The 15684-nt window shown below is 63.3% G+C and carries 16 protein-coding genes; 10 read left to right on the forward strand and 6 right to left on the reverse strand.

Features of this window, described 5'->3' with window-relative positions:
* Nucleotides 1–102: 102 nt before the first annotated feature.
* The gene (gene rarD / locus NKH37_RS09270; protein WP_352481840.1) at nt 103–1035 is read left to right on the forward strand and encodes an EamA family transporter RarD; all 933 of its coding nucleotides are present in this window, start codon (nt 103–105) and stop codon (nt 1033–1035) included.
* Nucleotides 1036–1089: 54 nt separating this feature from the next.
* On the opposite strand, the gene NKH37_RS09275 is transcribed toward rarD, so the two are convergent.
* Nucleotides 1090–1380, reverse strand: a complete 291-nt coding sequence (locus tag NKH37_RS09275; protein WP_023719855.1) for a muconolactone Delta-isomerase family protein — start codon at nt 1378–1380, stop codon at nt 1090–1092.
* Nucleotides 1381–1498: 118 nt separating this feature from the next.
* Here NKH37_RS09275 and NKH37_RS09280 point away from each other — a divergent pair, with 118 nt between their 5' ends.
* Nucleotides 1499–2416, forward strand: coding sequence for a LysR family transcriptional regulator (locus tag NKH37_RS09280; protein WP_352481839.1), 918 nt, complete (start codon nt 1499–1501; stop codon nt 2414–2416).
* Nucleotides 2417–2472: 56 nt separating this feature from the next.
* Here NKH37_RS09280 and NKH37_RS09285 read toward each other — a convergent pair whose 3' ends face one another.
* Complete coding sequence (locus NKH37_RS09285) at nt 2473–3084, reverse strand: LOG family protein (RefSeq protein ID WP_023719853.1); 612 nt, start codon at nt 3082–3084, stop codon at nt 2473–2475.
* 114 nt (nt 3085–3198) lie between these two features.
* Here NKH37_RS09285 and NKH37_RS09290 point away from each other — a divergent pair, with 114 nt between their 5' ends.
* The 4 genes from NKH37_RS09290 to NKH37_RS09305 all read left to right on the forward strand — a co-directional run bounded on the left by NKH37_RS09290 (nt 3199) and on the right by NKH37_RS09305 (nt 7477).
* Entirely contained in the window at nt 3199–4698 is a 1500-nt protein-coding gene (locus tag NKH37_RS09290; protein ID WP_352814827.1) for a LysM peptidoglycan-binding domain-containing protein, read from the forward strand.
* A 60-nt stretch (nt 4699–4758) separates the two neighbouring features.
* Nucleotides 4759–5133, forward strand: coding sequence for an ArsR/SmtB family transcription factor (locus tag NKH37_RS09295; protein WP_352494862.1), 375 nt, complete (start codon nt 4759–4761; stop codon nt 5131–5133).
* Nucleotides 5134–5154: 21 nt separating this feature from the next.
* Complete coding sequence (locus tag NKH37_RS09300; RefSeq protein ID WP_353005218.1) at nt 5155–7041, forward strand: ABCB family ABC transporter ATP-binding protein/permease; 1887 nt, start codon at nt 5155–5157, stop codon at nt 7039–7041.
* Nucleotides 7042–7129: 88 nt separating this feature from the next.
* Complete coding sequence (locus tag NKH37_RS09305) at nt 7130–7477, forward strand: hypothetical protein (RefSeq protein WP_023719849.1); 348 nt, start codon at nt 7130–7132, stop codon at nt 7475–7477.
* A 5-nt stretch (nt 7478–7482) separates the two neighbouring features.
* Here the strand turns inward: NKH37_RS09305 and NKH37_RS09310 are convergent, their stop codons facing one another.
* Nucleotides 7483–8349, reverse strand: a complete 867-nt coding sequence (locus tag NKH37_RS09310; RefSeq protein WP_353005219.1) for an SMP-30/gluconolactonase/LRE family protein — start codon at nt 8347–8349, stop codon at nt 7483–7485.
* A 265-nt stretch (nt 8350–8614) separates the two neighbouring features.
* On the opposite strand from NKH37_RS09310, the gene NKH37_RS09315 reads away from it, so the two are divergent.
* The 3 genes from NKH37_RS09315 to NKH37_RS09325 all read left to right on the forward strand — a co-directional run bounded on the left by NKH37_RS09315 (nt 8615) and on the right by NKH37_RS09325 (nt 10570).
* A complete protein-coding gene (locus tag NKH37_RS09315) occupies nt 8615–9313 on the forward strand; it encodes a phosphatidylserine decarboxylase (protein WP_023719847.1) in 699 nt (232 codons plus the stop codon).
* A gap of 3 nt (nt 9314–9316) precedes the next feature.
* Complete coding sequence (locus tag NKH37_RS09320) at nt 9317–10132, forward strand: CDP-alcohol phosphatidyltransferase family protein (RefSeq protein WP_023719846.1); 816 nt, start codon at nt 9317–9319, stop codon at nt 10130–10132.
* Between the two features lie 174 nt (nt 10133–10306).
* On the forward strand, nt 10307–10570 hold the full coding sequence (locus NKH37_RS09325) for a hypothetical protein (RefSeq protein ID WP_023719845.1): 264 nt from the start codon (nt 10307–10309) through the stop codon (nt 10568–10570).
* Between the two features lie 24 nt (nt 10571–10594).
* Here NKH37_RS09325 and NKH37_RS09330 read toward each other — a convergent pair whose 3' ends face one another.
* Complete coding sequence (locus NKH37_RS09330) at nt 10595–12817, reverse strand: AMP-binding protein (RefSeq protein ID WP_353005221.1); 2223 nt, start codon at nt 12815–12817, stop codon at nt 10595–10597.
* A gap of 149 nt (nt 12818–12966) precedes the next feature.
* Nucleotides 12967–13374 carry a tautomerase family protein gene (locus NKH37_RS09335; RefSeq protein WP_023719843.1) on the reverse strand — a complete coding sequence of 136 codons (408 nt, stop codon included), beginning with the start codon at nt 13372–13374 and terminating at the stop codon, nt 12967–12969.
* A 114-nt stretch (nt 13375–13488) separates the two neighbouring features.
* On the opposite strand from NKH37_RS09335, the gene NKH37_RS09340 reads away from it, so the two are divergent.
* Complete coding sequence (locus tag NKH37_RS09340) at nt 13489–14343, forward strand: LysR substrate-binding domain-containing protein (RefSeq protein ID WP_352548981.1); 855 nt, start codon at nt 13489–13491, stop codon at nt 14341–14343.
* 200 nt (nt 14344–14543) lie between these two features.
* Here NKH37_RS09340 and NKH37_RS09345 read toward each other — a convergent pair whose 3' ends face one another.
* On the reverse strand, nt 14544–15452 hold the full coding sequence (locus tag NKH37_RS09345) for a DMT family transporter (RefSeq protein ID WP_353040943.1): 909 nt from the start codon (nt 15450–15452) through the stop codon (nt 14544–14546).
* Nucleotides 15453–15684: the final 232 nt, after the last annotated feature.

Below are 15684 nucleotides of genomic sequence, written 5' to 3' on the forward strand. Positions count from 1 at the left end.
ACTGGTGAAAACTCCGGGTTCTTGAACCATCAGCGAGACTCCATTGATCCATCAGAACTTTGCGATGGTCTTGCCGGGGCCGCTGGCGCATAGCCTTGGGCCATGGCTACCCAAGTACTTCAAATCGAGGCCGATACCAAAGCTCGTCGCGGCTTCTTGCTGGCGCTCGGCGCCTACCTGCTTTGGGGGCTGCTGCCCTTCTACATGAAGGCTGTCGCGCATCTGCCGCTGGCCGAAGTCATCGCCCACCGCATCGTCTGGTCGGTGCCGATCGCGGCCGCCGTCCTGGTCTGGGCGGGCCGCACTGCCGATTTCAAAGCGGCCGTTCGTTCGCCGCGCATCATTTCGATGGCGCTGCTGACGGCGGCGCTGATCTCGGTCAACTGGGGCATCTATGTCTGGGCGATCGCGGTCGACCGCACGATCGAGACCGCGCTTGGCTATTACATCAACCCGCTGGTCAGCGTCGTTGTCGGCGCGCTGCTGCTCGGCGAACGGCTCGACCGCCTGCAGATCGCGGCGGTGGTGCTCGCGGCAATCGCCGTCGCGGTGCTAACCATCGACGCTGGCAAGCTGCCCTGGGTGTCGCTGGTGCTGGCCTTTTCCTTTGCCGCCTATGGCTTCTTCCGCAAGACGCTGCCAATTGGTCCAAGCCAGGGCTTCCTGCTCGAAGTGCTGCTACTGTCGGTGCCGGCGCTCGGCTACATCGTCTTCCTGATCGCCACAGGACAGGATCATTTCGTCTCCAGCTCCTTGAACGACACCGCCTTGCTGGTCGGCTGCGGACCGGTCACCGCCGTGCCGCTGCTGTTGTTTGCGTTCGGCGCCAGGCTGCTGCGCCTCTCCACCATCGGCATCATGCAATATATCGCGCCGACAATCGTCTTTTTGATCGCGGTGCTGATTTTCGGCGAACCCTTCGGCAGCGTTCAGGCCATCGCCTTCGGCCTGATCTGGGCGGCGCTGGCGATGTACTCCTGGTCGATGTTTTCTTCGGCGCGCAAGACCGTCGCCGCATCCGCTCGATCCGCGTAACGAAGAAAGGCGGCTGGCGGGCCTAATGCCGGCAGCCGCCTCTTTCACGGTCGCTCAGCGCTTCGGCCCGAAGCCTGGATAGGGCTGCAGCGGCACGACGGCGGCAATGTCCATCATGCCGGCCTTGACCAGCGGCAAGGTTGCGAGATGGCTGCGCACGTCGGCATCGCTGCCGGCCTCGAACATCATGCCGCTGCCGGGAATGTCGCCTCGATTCCACACCTGACGCACGGCGCCTTCGGCATAGAGCGTGCGGCGCTGCTCGGCCTCGCCGGGCAGCAGAGGCGCGAAATCGGCGTCGGTGAACTTTTCGGTGTTGCGCACAAGAAGGGCAAAGAACTGCATCGGAATCTCCTGATGTTGGCCGTTGGAATGGCGAAAATATTCGCTTCGGCTGGCCAGACAGTCCAAGACTGATTAAGCTAAAGTTGAGACCTCACGGGACTTGAGCATCGGAGCAACAATGTTCGACCTGCGCCAGCTCCGCTATTTCATCACGGTGGCCGAAACCGGCAATGTCGGGCGTGCCGCCGAATTGCTCCACATCTCGCAGTCGCCGCTCAGCCGCCAGATCATGCAGCTGGAGCAGCAACTGGGCATCACATTATTCGAGAGGGCGAGGCAGCGTGTTCATCTCAATCCCGAAGGCCGCGCCTTTCTTACCGAGGCGCGTGCGCTGCTGGCCCATGCAAGACGGCTGGAGGAGCTCGGCCGCAATCTCGCCAGCGGTACGGTCGGCCGTCTCGCCATCGGCTATGTCGAAGGTGCGGTCCATGCCGGGCTTGTCGCTCGGATGCTGCGCCAGTTTCGCCGCGACCGGCCCGAATTTCATCTTCAACTGAAGGGCCAGCGTTCCGCCGCGCAGATCGAAGCGCTGCGCGAACGATCGCTCGATCTGGGCCTCGTCTACACGCCTCCTTCTGCCGACGATCCCGACATCGCCGCCTTGCTCATCATGCGCGAGCCTCTGGTTCTGGCGATGCCGGAAAGCGATCCATTGGCCGAAATCGCGGAGATACTGCCGCAGCAACTGGACGGACGCACCTGGATCACGGTGGTGCGCCAGCCTGACGACACCAACCGCAGCCAATTTCTCGCCGCCTGTGCGAAGGCCGGTTTCCTGCCCGACATAGCCTATGAGACGACCGATCCGTTGACGTCGTTGGGCTTGGTCAGCGCCGGGCTTGGGCTGGCGACGGTGCAGGCCAGCCTGCGGAGTGCCGCGCCGCCTCAGATCGTGTTTCGCGATCTGCCGTGGTTCGAACGCACCGTCTCGATCCATCTCGCCTGGCGACGTCAGGACAAGCGGGCGGTCATCGCGGACTTAAGGAAGGCAGTAGGGAAGGAGTTAATGAAGGAGTTAATAGTGAATAGTGAATAGTAAAGTACAACACCTTCCGAACCGGCGCGCGTGTCTATCCCTACTCCCTACTCACTCTACATTTTATCAATCACCGACTGCACGCCCTCCGTCGGTGCATCGACGGAGGATCCCGCCACCATGATGGCGGCTACGATCGCTTCCGGGTCCTCGACCACCAGCGGCTTGACCCGCTGCGCGGTGTGGATGAAGCCTTCCGTTGCCATGTGGTCGAGCAGCGCCAGCATCGGATCCCAGAACCCTCCGACGTTGCCGAAGACGATCGGCTTACGATGATGTCCGAGCTGCGCCCAAGTCATGATCTCGACGATCTCCTCGACGGTGCCGATGCCGCCGGGCAACGCCACAAAGGCGTCGGATTTCTCGAACATCCTGTGTTTGCGCTCGTGCATGTTGTCGGTGATGACGAGCTCGTCGAGCCGGTCAAGCGCGGTTTCGGTCGCCTCCCGGTTGATCAGAAAACGTGGAATTATGCCCGTTACCTTGCCGCCGGCCTTTAATGCCCCTTCAGCGACGGCACCCATGATACCTTTAGTGCCGCCGCCATAAATCAGACGCAGGCCGGACTTGGCGATCGAGCGGCCAAGCAGGTGTCCGGCCTTGATATAGGTTTCATCTCGGCCCGGGGACGAGCCGCAATAGACGCAGACAGATCGAATCGTGTTCATGTTATGATTGGTGATAGGGACTATTGGCATGGTCAAGCCCCGGAGCGGGCTTTTTCTTGTCGGCTTTGGCAAAACAGGCTAGACCGAAATTAGGTGGCTAAGGGGCAGGGAAACATGGCAATTAATCCGTTGAAGGCGTTTTTGTTCGCGGCTGGCGGCTCCGTCGCTGCGGCGGGAACCGCCTATGTATCGGGCGCACTCGACCCGTATCTCAATTCTACCCCGCCTGCGGAAGTCGCGGCGCTGACGCCGCCGGTTTCGAAACCGGTCGCTCCGGCAACCGAGGGGCGGCTGCCGTCTGCGCCCGCCGCGTCCACCGATGCGGCGACGCCCGCCGCGCCGGCCGCTGCAGGTGCGATCGTGCCGACCTTCGACATCGTGCGCGTCGAAAGCAACGGCTCGATCGTCGTCGCCGGCAATGCAGCGCCCAACGCCAAGGTCGAGATTCTCAACGGTTCGACTGTGCTCGGCTCGACGGTCGCCGGTCCCGACGGCGCCTTTGCCATTATTCTCGACGATCCGCTGAAGCCCGGCGACTATACGATCACGCTTCGCTCTACGGCCGACAATGTCGTGACCGCCTCGGCGCAGACCGCCGTCGTTTCGATTCCCCAGAATTCCACCGGTCAAGTGCTGGCAATGGTCGAGGAGCCGGGAAAGCCGTCCGAACTGCTCACTGTTCCCGCCCCTGAGGCAAAATCTGACGCCTCGCCGCCAACCGGCGAACAGGCGGCCGTTCAGCCACCCGCCACCGGCACCGAATTGCCGGCTGCCGCAGCGCCGGCCGCCCCGGCGGCTGATGTTCCAGCAGCGCCTGCTTCTGCCGCGCCGGCCGCTGTTGAAGCCGCACCGGCTCCGGCAGCGCCCGCCACACCGGCAGCGCCTGCTACTTCCACGGCGGAGCCCAAGGTCGTCGTCGAAGCCGTCGAAATCGACGGCAACAAGATTTTCGTTGCCGGGGTCGCCGATCCCGGCCGCAAGGTGCGCGCCTATGCCAATGATATCCTGCTCGGCGACGCGAAGACCTCGCCCGACCGCCACTTCCTGGTCGAAGCGACACGCGACGTCCCGGTCGGCACCTACACCATCCATGTCGACGCGCTCGACGCCGACGGGGTGACGGTGGTGGCTCGTGCCGCCGTGCCGTTCGAACGCGAGCCGGGCGAGGCGGTTGCCGCCGTCGCACCCGCCGAGCCAAAGCCTGCCGAGGTAAAACCAGCCGAGCCGAACGCTCCGGCCACCGAAGCCGCACCGGCGACAGCCGCCGAAACGCCCGCAACTGCCCCCATTCCTGCCACCGAGGCCCCGGCCGAAATGGCCGTCGCGACGCCTCCGGGCGAAGCTCCCGAGACCGTAGGCCCCAAGCTCGAACATGCCGATGGCGCAGTCATTATCCGCCGCCATGACACGCTGTGGCGGATTTCGCGGCGGGTCTATGGCCAGGGCATGCGCTACTCGACCATCTATCTCGCCAACCAGGACCAGATCAGCAATCCGAACCGCATCTGGCCGGGGCAGGTGTTCAAGGTGCCGGAGAAATCGAAAGAAGGCGAGCCCGCCGATCTCAAGGCAATGGGCGACCAGATGACGACGGCGCCAGTCAAGACTGAGTAGCCGTTCTGCCCATCAGGATAGCTTGCGGCAGGGCCAGTCATCGTTTATCGCCGATGGACGATGACCGAATCCTCCCTCGTAACGGACCGACGCCGCGCGGCAGATGAACACGCGCCGGCCAACTGCACGCCGGCCAACTGTACGCCGGATAGCCGCTCCGTCGCTGTCCGGCTCGCGGCCCTTTCGCATCCGGCGCGGATCGAAATTCTCAAACACCTTTCCGCAAGCCGTTCCTGCTGCTGTCGCGAGGTCGTCGAGCATCTCGACCTGGCGCAGTCCACCGTTTCCCAGCATTTGAAGATTCTGGTCGAAGCCGGGCTTATCCGCTTCGAGCCTGACCGCCAGCGCTCGCGCTATGAGCTCGACCGTGCTGCGCTCGCCGATGTTTCCGCGTCGCTGGCCGCGCTGGTCGATTCCTGCTGCTCCGGCCGCTAAGATATAAAAAGGTAAACAAGAATGGCCGAGAAAACCGTTTCCGCCGATTCCGGCTCGACCTTCAGAACGTTGCGCAATCTCTGGCCCTATATGTGGCCGGCCGACCGCGCCGACCTGAGGGCGCGGGTGGTGTGGGCAACCGTGCTGCTGGTTGCCGCCAAGCTGACCCTGGTGGCCGGACCCTATTTCTTCAAATGGGCGACCGACGCACTGGCCGGCGACGCCAAATCTCCGCCGCCGCTGCCGGCCTTCCTGCTGGCGCCGGTCATGCTGGTCGTCGCCTACAATGCCGTGCGGCTGGTGCAACTCGGCTTCAACCAGTTGCGCGACGCCCTGTTTGCACGGGTCGGCCAGCATGCCGTGCGCCGGCTCGCCTTCCGCACCTTCGTACACATGCATGAATTGTCACTGCGCTTCCACCTCGAACGGCGCACCGGCGGCCTGTCGCGTGTCATCGAGCGCGGCACCAAGGGCATCGAGACGATCGTCCGCTTCACCATGCTGGCGACGGCGCCGACGATCGTCGAATTCGCGCTCACCGCCGGCATCTTCGCCGTCACCTATGGCTGGCTTTACGTGCTGGTGATCGCGGTCACGGTCTGGCTCTATGTGTGGTTCACCGTCAGGGCGAGCGATTGGCGTATTTCGATCCGCCGAGAGATGAACGACAGCGATAATGAAGCCAGCACGAAGGCGATCGATTCGCTGCTTAACTACGAAACAGTCAAATATTTCAACAACGAAGCCATGGAGGCCGAGCGCTTCGACCGTTCCACGGCGCGCTATGAGGTGGCGGCGACCAGGACCTGGACCTCGCTTGGCTGGCTGAACTTCGGCCAAGGCGTGATCTTCGGCATCGGCATGACCGTCGTCATGGTGCTGTCGGCGCTTGAGGTGAAGGCAGGCACGCAGAGCGTCGGCGATTTCGTCTTCGTCAACGCCATGCTCATGCAGCTTTCGGTGCCGCTGAATTTCATCGGCATGATCTACCGCGAAATTCGCCAGGGCCTGACCGACATCGAAAACATGTTCGATCTGCTCGACGTCAAGCGCGAGATCGTCGATCGGGCGGGCGCCAAGCCACTGGTCGTCGATGCCGGTAAGGTCGAGTTTCGTGACGTGCATTTTTCCTACGACCCCAACCGCAAGATACTGAAGGGCATCAGCTTCGAGGTGCCGGCCGGCAAGACGGTGGCCATCGTCGGCCCCTCCGGAGCCGGCAAGTCGACCATTTCGCGGCTTTTGTTTCGCTTCTACGACATCCAGCGCGGCAAGATTCTGATCGACGGCCAGGATATTCGCGACGTGACGCAGGAGAGCTTGCGCGCCGCCATCGGCATGGTGCCGCAGGACACGGTGCTGTTTAACGACACCATCGCCTACAACATCCGCTACGGCCGCATCGGCGCCAGCGAGGAGGATGTGCGCAAGGCGGCAGAACTGGCCCAGATCGGACCGTTCATCGAGCGGCTGCCCGACGGCTATTGCTCAATGGTGGGCGAGCGCGGGCTGAAACTGTCCGGCGGTGAGAAGCAGCGGGTGGCGATTGCCCGCACCATCTTGAAGGCACCGCCGATCCTGATGCTCGACGAGGCGACCTCGGCGCTGGACAGCCACACCGAGCAGGAGATCCAGGCGGCACTGGACCTGGTCAGCCAGGGCCGCACCACCCTCGTCATCGCCCATCGACTGTCTACAGTGATTTCGGCCGACGAGATCATCGTCCTGCAGGACGGCCAGATCGCCGAGCGCGGCACCCATGCCGCCTTGATGGCCAAGCGCGGCCTTTATGCATCGATGTGGGACCGGCAGCGCGAGGCAAGCGAGGCCGAGGAGCGGCTGCGCATTGCCCGCGAAAGCGACGAGTTCGGCGTCGTCGTCCGCCGCCGCACCTCGGAGGTGAGCTGAAATTCGTGCTTGACCTCAACTTAAGTTGAGATCGTAGGCCGTTTTGGATCGTAGCAAGATGCGTCGTTCAAAAACGGAGACAATCGATATGAATGGGATAAATCAGGCAGTTAGTGGCGGCAGCGTATTCCGGGTGGACAAGTTTGTCGTTCCGGCCAACGCTCGCGAGGAGATTCTTGCCAAGGTCCGGATGACGCATGAATTGCTGCGCCAGCAGCAAGGGTTCGTCCAGGATTTCCTGCTCGAGCAATTCTCGGGGCCGGGGGAGTTCAACCTCGTGACCATTGTCGAATGGGAAGGGCAGGCCGCTGTCGATAAGGTCGTGCCGATCATCAAGGCCGCGCATGAGCGCATCGGCTTCAATCCTCAGGAGACCATTGCGCGACTTGGCGTCAGGGCCGATATCGCCAATTACCAGCGGATTCCCGCGGTGTAAGCTCTCTATGGCCAGCCTGCTCCCGGCGCGGTAGCCTCGATGCTGAGCACCTGGCCGGTACGGGCATCGCTGATCATATGTTCGAAGCCGCGCCATTCGGCGGCCACGATGAACAGCGTTTTTCCCTCGCTGCCGCCGAGCATGCAGGCAAAACAGCCGCGATCGACGTCGACGCTTTCGAGCATTGTGCCGCCCTCGCGCACCCGCACGCAATGCCTGTTCGGAACGTCGGCGTACCAGGCGGCACCTTCGGCATCGAGGCAGATGCCGTCGGGAAAACCGTTGCCAAGATTGGCCCAGACTCTCCGATTGGAAAGGTGGCCATCGGCAGCGATGTCGAAGGCGGTCAGCCGGTTGGCGTGGGATTCGGCAACGACAAGCGTCTTGTTGTCGGGCGTCACTGCCATGCCATTGGCGAAGGCGAGATTCTCAGCCACCTGCCGAGCCGAGCCGTCAGGTGCAACCAGCACGACGGTGCCGGGGCCGAAATGCTGGCCGGAAGCCGGAGCCGGCCCACCACCATTGACGTAGATGTTGCCGCGCCCGTCGACGACGATCTCGTTCCATGGGCTCTTCGACAGATGTCTCAGATCGGCATGGGTGACCAATGTCCCGTCAGCCTCCTGCCTGAGGATCAGCCCTTCGCGGCCGGACACGACAAGCAGCCGCCCGTCCGGCAGCCAGTCGATGGAGTAGGGCAGGGTGGCCGGCACGATGAGCGCGATCTCGCTGTTGCCTAGGGCGTCAATGGCGATGATCTGGCCTGTGCCCCAGTTGCAGAACCACAGCCGGCCATCGTGCCAGCGAGGCGACTCGCCAAAGGCCAGACCGTTCATCACCACTTGCGCTTGCCTGGCTGCTGATTTCTGCATGGGCCGAGAACCTCCGGGTTTGCGCAAATCGTCACGGCCGAAAGGCCGATGAGAGGCGCTGTCTTGCCAAGGACGGGCGTGGGGGCTTCGTGCCGACAATCGCAATCAACATATTTCCGGTTGACCACTTCGGCAGTCCGGATGCTGCCAAGGACGCCCCTGAGGCGGCACGACCGCCAACACCCGACCGCCTGATTGTCGCGTTGCGGCGAAGGGGTGTTTCCGCTATTGAGGCCGGACTTGGAACCAAGGTTGCCCTCATCCCATGAGCCTCGTTGACACGATCAAAAATGCGTTCGTTCCGATCCATCGCGAGGGTTATCCCTTTATCGCTGCGTTCGGCGCGGCGACGCTTTTTCTTGGCTATTTCTCCTCGACCCTGTTCTGGATCGGTCTCATTCTGACCGCGTGGTGCGCTTATTTCTTCCGCGATCCCGAGCGTGTCACGCCGATCGACGACCGGCTGGTTGTCAGCCCGGCGGACGGCATCGTCTCGGCCGTCGGCCCGGCCGTGCCGCCGCGCGAGCTTGGCCTCGGCGGCGGCGAAATGACCCGCATCTCGGTATTCATGAATGTCTTTTCCTGCCACGTGAACCGCGCCCCGGTGCGTGGCCGCATCTCCAGGATCGAGCATCGGCCAGGAAAATTCCTCAACGCCGAACTCGACAAGGCAAGCACCGAGAACGAACGCAACGGGCTGGTCATAGAGAGCCCCAACGGCACGGTGGCTGCGGTGCAGATCGCCGGCCTGGTGGCGCGGCGGATCGTCTGCTGGGCCGAGACCGGCGGCGCCATCGGCACCGGCGAGCGCTTCGGGCTGATCCGCTTTGGCTCGCGCGTGGACGTATTCCTGCCCTCGACGGCGACGCCGCGCGTTGCCGTCGGCCAGACGGCGGTAGGCGGTGAGACGGTGCTGGCGGAATTCGGCGGCGTTGCCGCAACGCCGCTCGTGCGGATATCCTGACCGGTGGCCCCGCCGTTCAAGAAATTCGAGGCGCATGGCGGCGGCGGCCCGCGCATCCGTGAAATCCCGATGCGCATGGTGCTGCCCAATCTGGTCACCGTGCTTGCCATCTGCGCCGGCCTGTCCGGCATCCGCTTCGGCTTCGAAGGCCGCTTCGAGCCGGCGGTGGTGATGGTACTGCTCGCCGCCTTCCTCGATGGTATCGACGGCCGCCTGGCGCGAATGCTGAAGGCGACCTCCAAATTCGGCGCCCAGATGGATTCGCTGGCCGATATCGTGAATTTCGGCGTGGCACCGGCGCTAGTGCTTTATGCCTTTCTGCTCGACAGGGCAGGTTCGCCGGGTTGGATCGCGGCGCTGCTGTTTACCATCGCCTGTGGGATGAGGCTTGCCCGCTTCAACGTGCTCGACGAAGAGCTCGACCGTCCGCAGTGGCAAACCGAATATTTCGTTGGCGTGCCGGCGCCGGCGGGTGCGGTGCTGGTGATGCTGCCGCTCTATCTGTTCTTCCTCAGGCTTGGCCTTGAACCCAGCCGCCTGGCGGCCTTCATTGCCACCGGCTTTACAATATTGGTGGCGTTCCTGCTGGTCAGCCGACTGCCCGTCTATTCCGGCAAGAGCGTCAGGATACCGGGCGACAGAGTGCTGCCGATCATCCTCGCAGTCGTCCTCTACGTCCTGCTTTTGATGACCTATCCCTGGTATACGCTGACGGCTTCGGTTGCCGGCTATTTGCTGTTTTTGCCATTCAGCGTGCGCGCCTATTCCAGACGCGCCAAGCGCGAAGGCGAGAAGGTACCGTCCTCGGACATCGGCTGACAGATTTGGTGCCAATTTCGCACGCGGCGCTGTGGAACGCCCTTCAAAACCACGTTTTCGGAACTTGCTGGGCGCCTGACCGTTTGTGTCGGTAGGTCCGTTTGAGCGACTGCTCGTGATCGTCAACGTCGCGCAAGCGGCCGCATCGGGCCCAGAATCATCGGAATACGAGAAATGGCTGTCATCCTCATTGGCGCATTACTGACTGTCGCCGGCCTCGTATATATGGCGGTTGCAGCCATCATGCGCGGGCGGCTCAGTGAGCCGGCCGCTGTCTCTACCGCGCCGGATAGCCCGAGGCCCAATCTCGCAACACCAGGTCCGACTCTGGAGCCGCGGCGGCGCGGGCTCCGTTTTCTCGGCTTGTCACAGAATTGGCCGGGCCTGCTGATGATGGCCGTCGGCGTCATTCTGCTGTTATCGGTAGTGGTCCTCTAGAGTTTTGGAAAGGTCTGGAAAACCTCAGGCGGCAGCGCTCACTCCCAGCCTCTCGAGCGCCAGCTTTCTTGTCGAGACATAGTCGGTCTTGCCCGAGCCCAGCACCGGGATTTCCTCGACCTTGACGATGTCGTTCGGTACCATCAGTTCGGCCGCCCCGGCCTTCTTGCCGAATTCGCGCAATTCGTCGGGATTGGCACTGTCGGCGGTGGTGACCAGGACGAGGCGCTCGCCGCGCCGTCTGTCCGGCACCGCCACCACGGCGTGATGCTCTTCCGGCCACAGCGACTGCACCAGCATCTCGACCGCACCAAGCGATACCATCTCGCCGGCGATCTTGGCGAAGCGCTTGGCGCGGCCGCGAATGGTGATGAAGCCTTCGCGATCGACCGAGACGATATCGCCGGTGTCGTGCCAGCCTTCGAGCGGCAGTAGCTCGCCCGGCCGATCGGCGGTCATGTAGCCCATCATCAGGTTCGGCCCGTCGAGCCACAGCCGGCCGGCGTCGCTAATGCCTTCGACCGGTTCGAGTTTCATGCGCATGGCCGGCAGCAGCCGCCCGACCGTGCCGTCGCGACCGTGGATGGCGGTGTTGACGGCGACCACCGGTGCGGCCTCGGTCAAGCCAAAACCTTCGATGATCTCGGCCTGGAAGCGTTCGCGATAAACCCGGCGCGTCTCCGGCTTCACCGCCTCGGCACCGGCGACGACAAAGCGCAGGCTGGAAAAATCGCCGTCCTTGGCGGTGCGGGCATAGTTGGCGAGGAACGTGTCGGTGCCGAACATCACCGTTGGCCGGACCTTGCGCGCCACCTCCGGAATAAGCTTGTAGTGGAGCGGTGAGGGGTAGAGGAACAGTTTTACGCCGGTGACCAGCGGCAGGATGGTGCCACCGGTCAGGCCGAACGAGTGGAACACCGGCAGCACGTTGAGCAGGATGTCGACCGGCGAGATGGTGATGCGGGCTTCGGCCTGCATGGCATTGGCAAGAAGGTTCCGGTGCGACAGCACAACTGCCTTGGGTGTGCCTTCCGAGCCGGAGGTGAACAGGATCACCGCCGGCTTGGCTGCATTCTGGCGCTGCAACGGCCATCGCCACAGCAAGGCGGCAGCGAGCTTGTCCAGCGCGGTCACGCTTGCGCGAACATCCTCCAGCCAGAGCAGTTTGGCTCCGCCCTTTTCCACCGCCTCGACTATGTCGGCGAGGTTGGCCTTTTCGACAAAGGCGCGTGAGGAGACCACGGTGCGGATCACCGCCGTGCGGATGGCGGCGGTGACGCTCGCTGTGCCGGCGGTATAGTTGATCATTGCTGCCACTCGCCCAGCCGACAAAACACCGACGAACGCCAGCACGAGGCCATTGGCGTTGGGCAGGAGCAGCCCAACCGCTTCGCTCGGCGCTGTCATTGCCTCGAAGCGGCGGCCCAAAACCCTGGCACCGATAAACATTTTCCGGTAGCTCAGCGCACCGCCGATGATGTCTTCGATAATTGGGTGCGAAGCGCCGACACGGTCGGCGGCATCACGCATGGCAAGGAACAGCCCTCGGTCGAGATCACTGCCAAAAAGCCTGGCCTCGGCGAAGCGATCGAACAGCGCATTGGTATTGGAGGCCTGATTGGGGTTCCGCGCCACCAACTCGGCGATGGTCATCGGCTCCAGCGCGCTGATCGACAGCTGCGGGAACCAGTGGCGCGGCGCCTTGTCTGCCGGCGTCAGCGACGCCGGCAGGCTGCGCGCGCCGGCAACGAAGATCGGCACGATGCGAGCGTCGGCCTGCATGGCGATACGGGTGATGGCGCGGAACAATCGAAACGACTTGACGTCGGGCTCGACCGCATTCGGAAGGTAAACCGCGAGCCGGCCCTTGCCCTTCAGCACCCGCACCAGTCTGCGGCTGACGAAGACGTGCTCGGCGTTGAAGGCGATGGTGCGGCCAAGCTCGCGCCATGGTTCCAGCCAGGGCGATCTGGCCGAAGCCGGGTCGAGAATGTGCAGCGTGTCCTCCGGCAGCAGCGACAGCATCAATGCCGGCTCGAGGCGCGACTGATGCCAGACGACGTAGATGACCGGAGCCGCCGACTTGCGGGCAATCTTGATTCGCTCGTCGTTGATCCGGTAGGCGAGCTTGAACGGCACGTAGAGCAGCGCCTGGCTCAAGCGCAGGCCGAGGCGGAACTTCTCCACCACGCCGATCAGCAGCCAGGCCGTGACAAGACCCGCAAGCAGCGCCAGTGTCAGGATCATCGCCGCATCTCCCAACAATCTCACGTCGCGGCTCTTCAGTGGCCGCTTCGGGTGAGAACCTAGCCGAAGTTGGATCAACGTCAATGCGGCTTCATTTTTCCGTCTCTCCTGCTATCAGTGGGCTCGGCTGCCTTCTCCACAAATCGCAGCTACGCCGCCTTCATCCTCCCGCTGATGAAGCGGAATTCCTGCGTCTTGCCGCCAAAGCCATACGCGGCCGCCGGCACTTCGTGCACGAGGGCATAGCTTTCCTCATGGACCTTGCCTAGCAGCCGGCCGAATGCTGCAAAGATTGCCTGGAGATAGGCCTCCAGTTCGAGCTTGGTGTTGGTGCCGTCGACGACCTTGATGTCGAGCCAAGCCGTGTTGGCGCCGTGCTCGGCCAGCGACTTGCCGCCGGCGAACCAGTGCTCGGGGTCGAGATAGGAAATCGCGACAGCTGTGATCGTCGCGTCCTTGCGCAGATGCGTGGCCGTCAGTTCGGTCACCTCCTTGGCAATAGCGGCGGACAAAGCGGCATCGGGCTTGCCGGTAACGCTGACATTGATGATCGGCATGTTTCTTCTCCTCGGTTTCAAGCGGCGTCTCTTCGCCGTCGAGAAAATCATGCCATCGTTCTTGAGTCAGAAAAATCGAATTGTTTTTGATAAACACTTAGATATTATCGAATTATGCAGGCGCTCGATCCCGACCTTCTCAAAACTTTCCTGGCTTTCGTCGATAGCGGCTCGCTGGCGCAGGCGGCGTCGATCGTCGGCCGCTCGCCGTCGGCGGTGACCGCGCAGATGCAGCGGCTGGAGGATATAGTTGGCGAACCGCTGCTGGTGCCGCAGGGGCGAGGGCGTGGCCTGACGCCGGCAGGCGAGGATCTGGTCGGCCACGCGCGGCGCATTCTTGCTGCGCACCGCGAGGCGTGGCTGGCCCTCAAAGGGGCGCATGCCGATGGGCGCGTCGCCATCGGCACGACGCAGGATTTCGCCGACAGCGGCTTGCCGCAGCTTCTCAGGGCCTTCGCTGTCAGCCATCCGCGCGTCAGGATCGAATTGCGCGTCGGCCGCTCCGCCGAACTGGCGCAGGCTTTGCAAGCCGGCACCCTTGATCTGGCCATTGCCATGCGACAGGCGCCGACGCGGGACGAAGTCGGCGTGCTCAAAGAGCCAATGATCTGGCTTTGCTCACAAAACGGCTTGGCCACCCGCCAAGAGGAATTGCCCTTGGCGCTGCTCGATCCCCATTGCGGGTTTCGCGATGCAGCGACCAGTGCACTGGATGCGGCCGGCCGCCGCTATCGCATTGCTGCCGGCAGTGCCAGCCTTGCCGGCCTGCGTACGGCGGTACACGCTGGCATCGCTTTGACGTTGAGGACGGCGCGCTTCGCTCATTCCGGCATCGTCGAGGCGCCGCGCGATCTTGATCTGCCGCCGGTGCCGGTCGCCGAATTCGCCATCCGCTTGCGTGAGGATGCCGACCGGCCGGCGCAGGATCTGGCCGCGTTGTTCAGCGGCAACCTGGGCTTGGCCAGTTGAGTCAGCAAAGAAAAAGCCGACCTTGCGGTCGGCTTCTGAGTAGGACGGGCCGAGGGGTTTGGGGGGACTTGGGGGTGGCCCGTCGCAGCCATAATGCCTGAGCCCGATGATGGTTCCATGACTTTTCAAAATTTATTTTCAGGCACGGATTTCGCGTGATCGGACCTCCAACTCGCCCTCGGGCGTGGCGAGGATTTTGGTCATGCATCCGCTGCGCGCTGCCTGGCCATCAGCCAGTCACGGCCGGCGTGAGCGAACACCGCGCAAAGCACGATTGCGCCGCCGACCATGCTGGCCGCCGGCGGGATCTCCGCCAGGAACAGGAAGGCGAACAGGATCGCGAATGGCACTTCGGCCGAACCAAGCAGTCCAGACTCGGCCGCCGGAATGAGCCGGGCGCCCTCCGTCCACAGGATCGAGGCAAGCGCGAACGAGGAGCCGAAGTTGGCTAGAAGCAATGCGTCCCTGGCCGAGACGGCCAGCGGATCGGTGACGAACCAGCCGAGCACGAACAAAAGGAATGCCGACACCGCACCCGCCCACACCACCGGCGTATCGCGGAAGGTGCGCACCATGATCATGTAGAGGGCGCTGCCGATCGTCATCAGCAGCGCCAGCCCGTCGCCGAACAGATGGCCGGTGCCGAAGCCCGACCAGACCATGATCGCCACCCCGCATAGTGACACGGCAGCGGCAGCAAGCGTCTGCAGCCGGAACGGTTCGCGGACCAACAGGAGGGCCAGCAGCGCGGTGACGAAGGGGGCGGTGGCATAGATGATGGCGACATTGGCGACAAAGGTGAACTTGAACGCCGAGATGAAGGCGATGCTGGCGAGCGCGCCCTCGATCGCCAGCAGCCAGCCGCGCCAGCCGAGCCGCAGGCTGTCGCGACCGCCGGAGCGCTGGCGGCGCCATAGCACATAGAGGCTGATCAGGATCGAGCCGACGAAGCCGCGCCAGCAGGTGATGGTCAGCGGGTCGGAATGGATCGATTTGGTCAGCACGCCGGTGAGGCCGAAGACGGCCGCCGACGCCGAGACCAGGATGATGCCAAGGGTACGTTCGCGGGCGCTTTCCACTGTGCCTGACATGTCCAGCGATTCCGTCATTTCACCAGCCTACGCTGCCCCGTCCTGACACCATAGTGTCAGCTTGATCGAGGCGTCGTGCATCGAAACAGCAGACCGGCAGCCCCGGTGAACAGGCTGCCGGCGAAGCCCTTTCGCGGGTTTCCAGGATGGCGTTATCGGCCATATGTCCGGCGGCCTTACGAATGTGTTGCGAGAGAGGGTGTGAAGGCGTTGGATGCTCCCCGTATCGTCAGGCTATACGGGCGAAACC

The sequence above is a fragment of the Mesorhizobium sp. M1217 genome, from assembly GCF_040318275.1.
Lineage (GTDB): Bacteria > Pseudomonadota > Alphaproteobacteria > Rhizobiales > Rhizobiaceae > Mesorhizobium.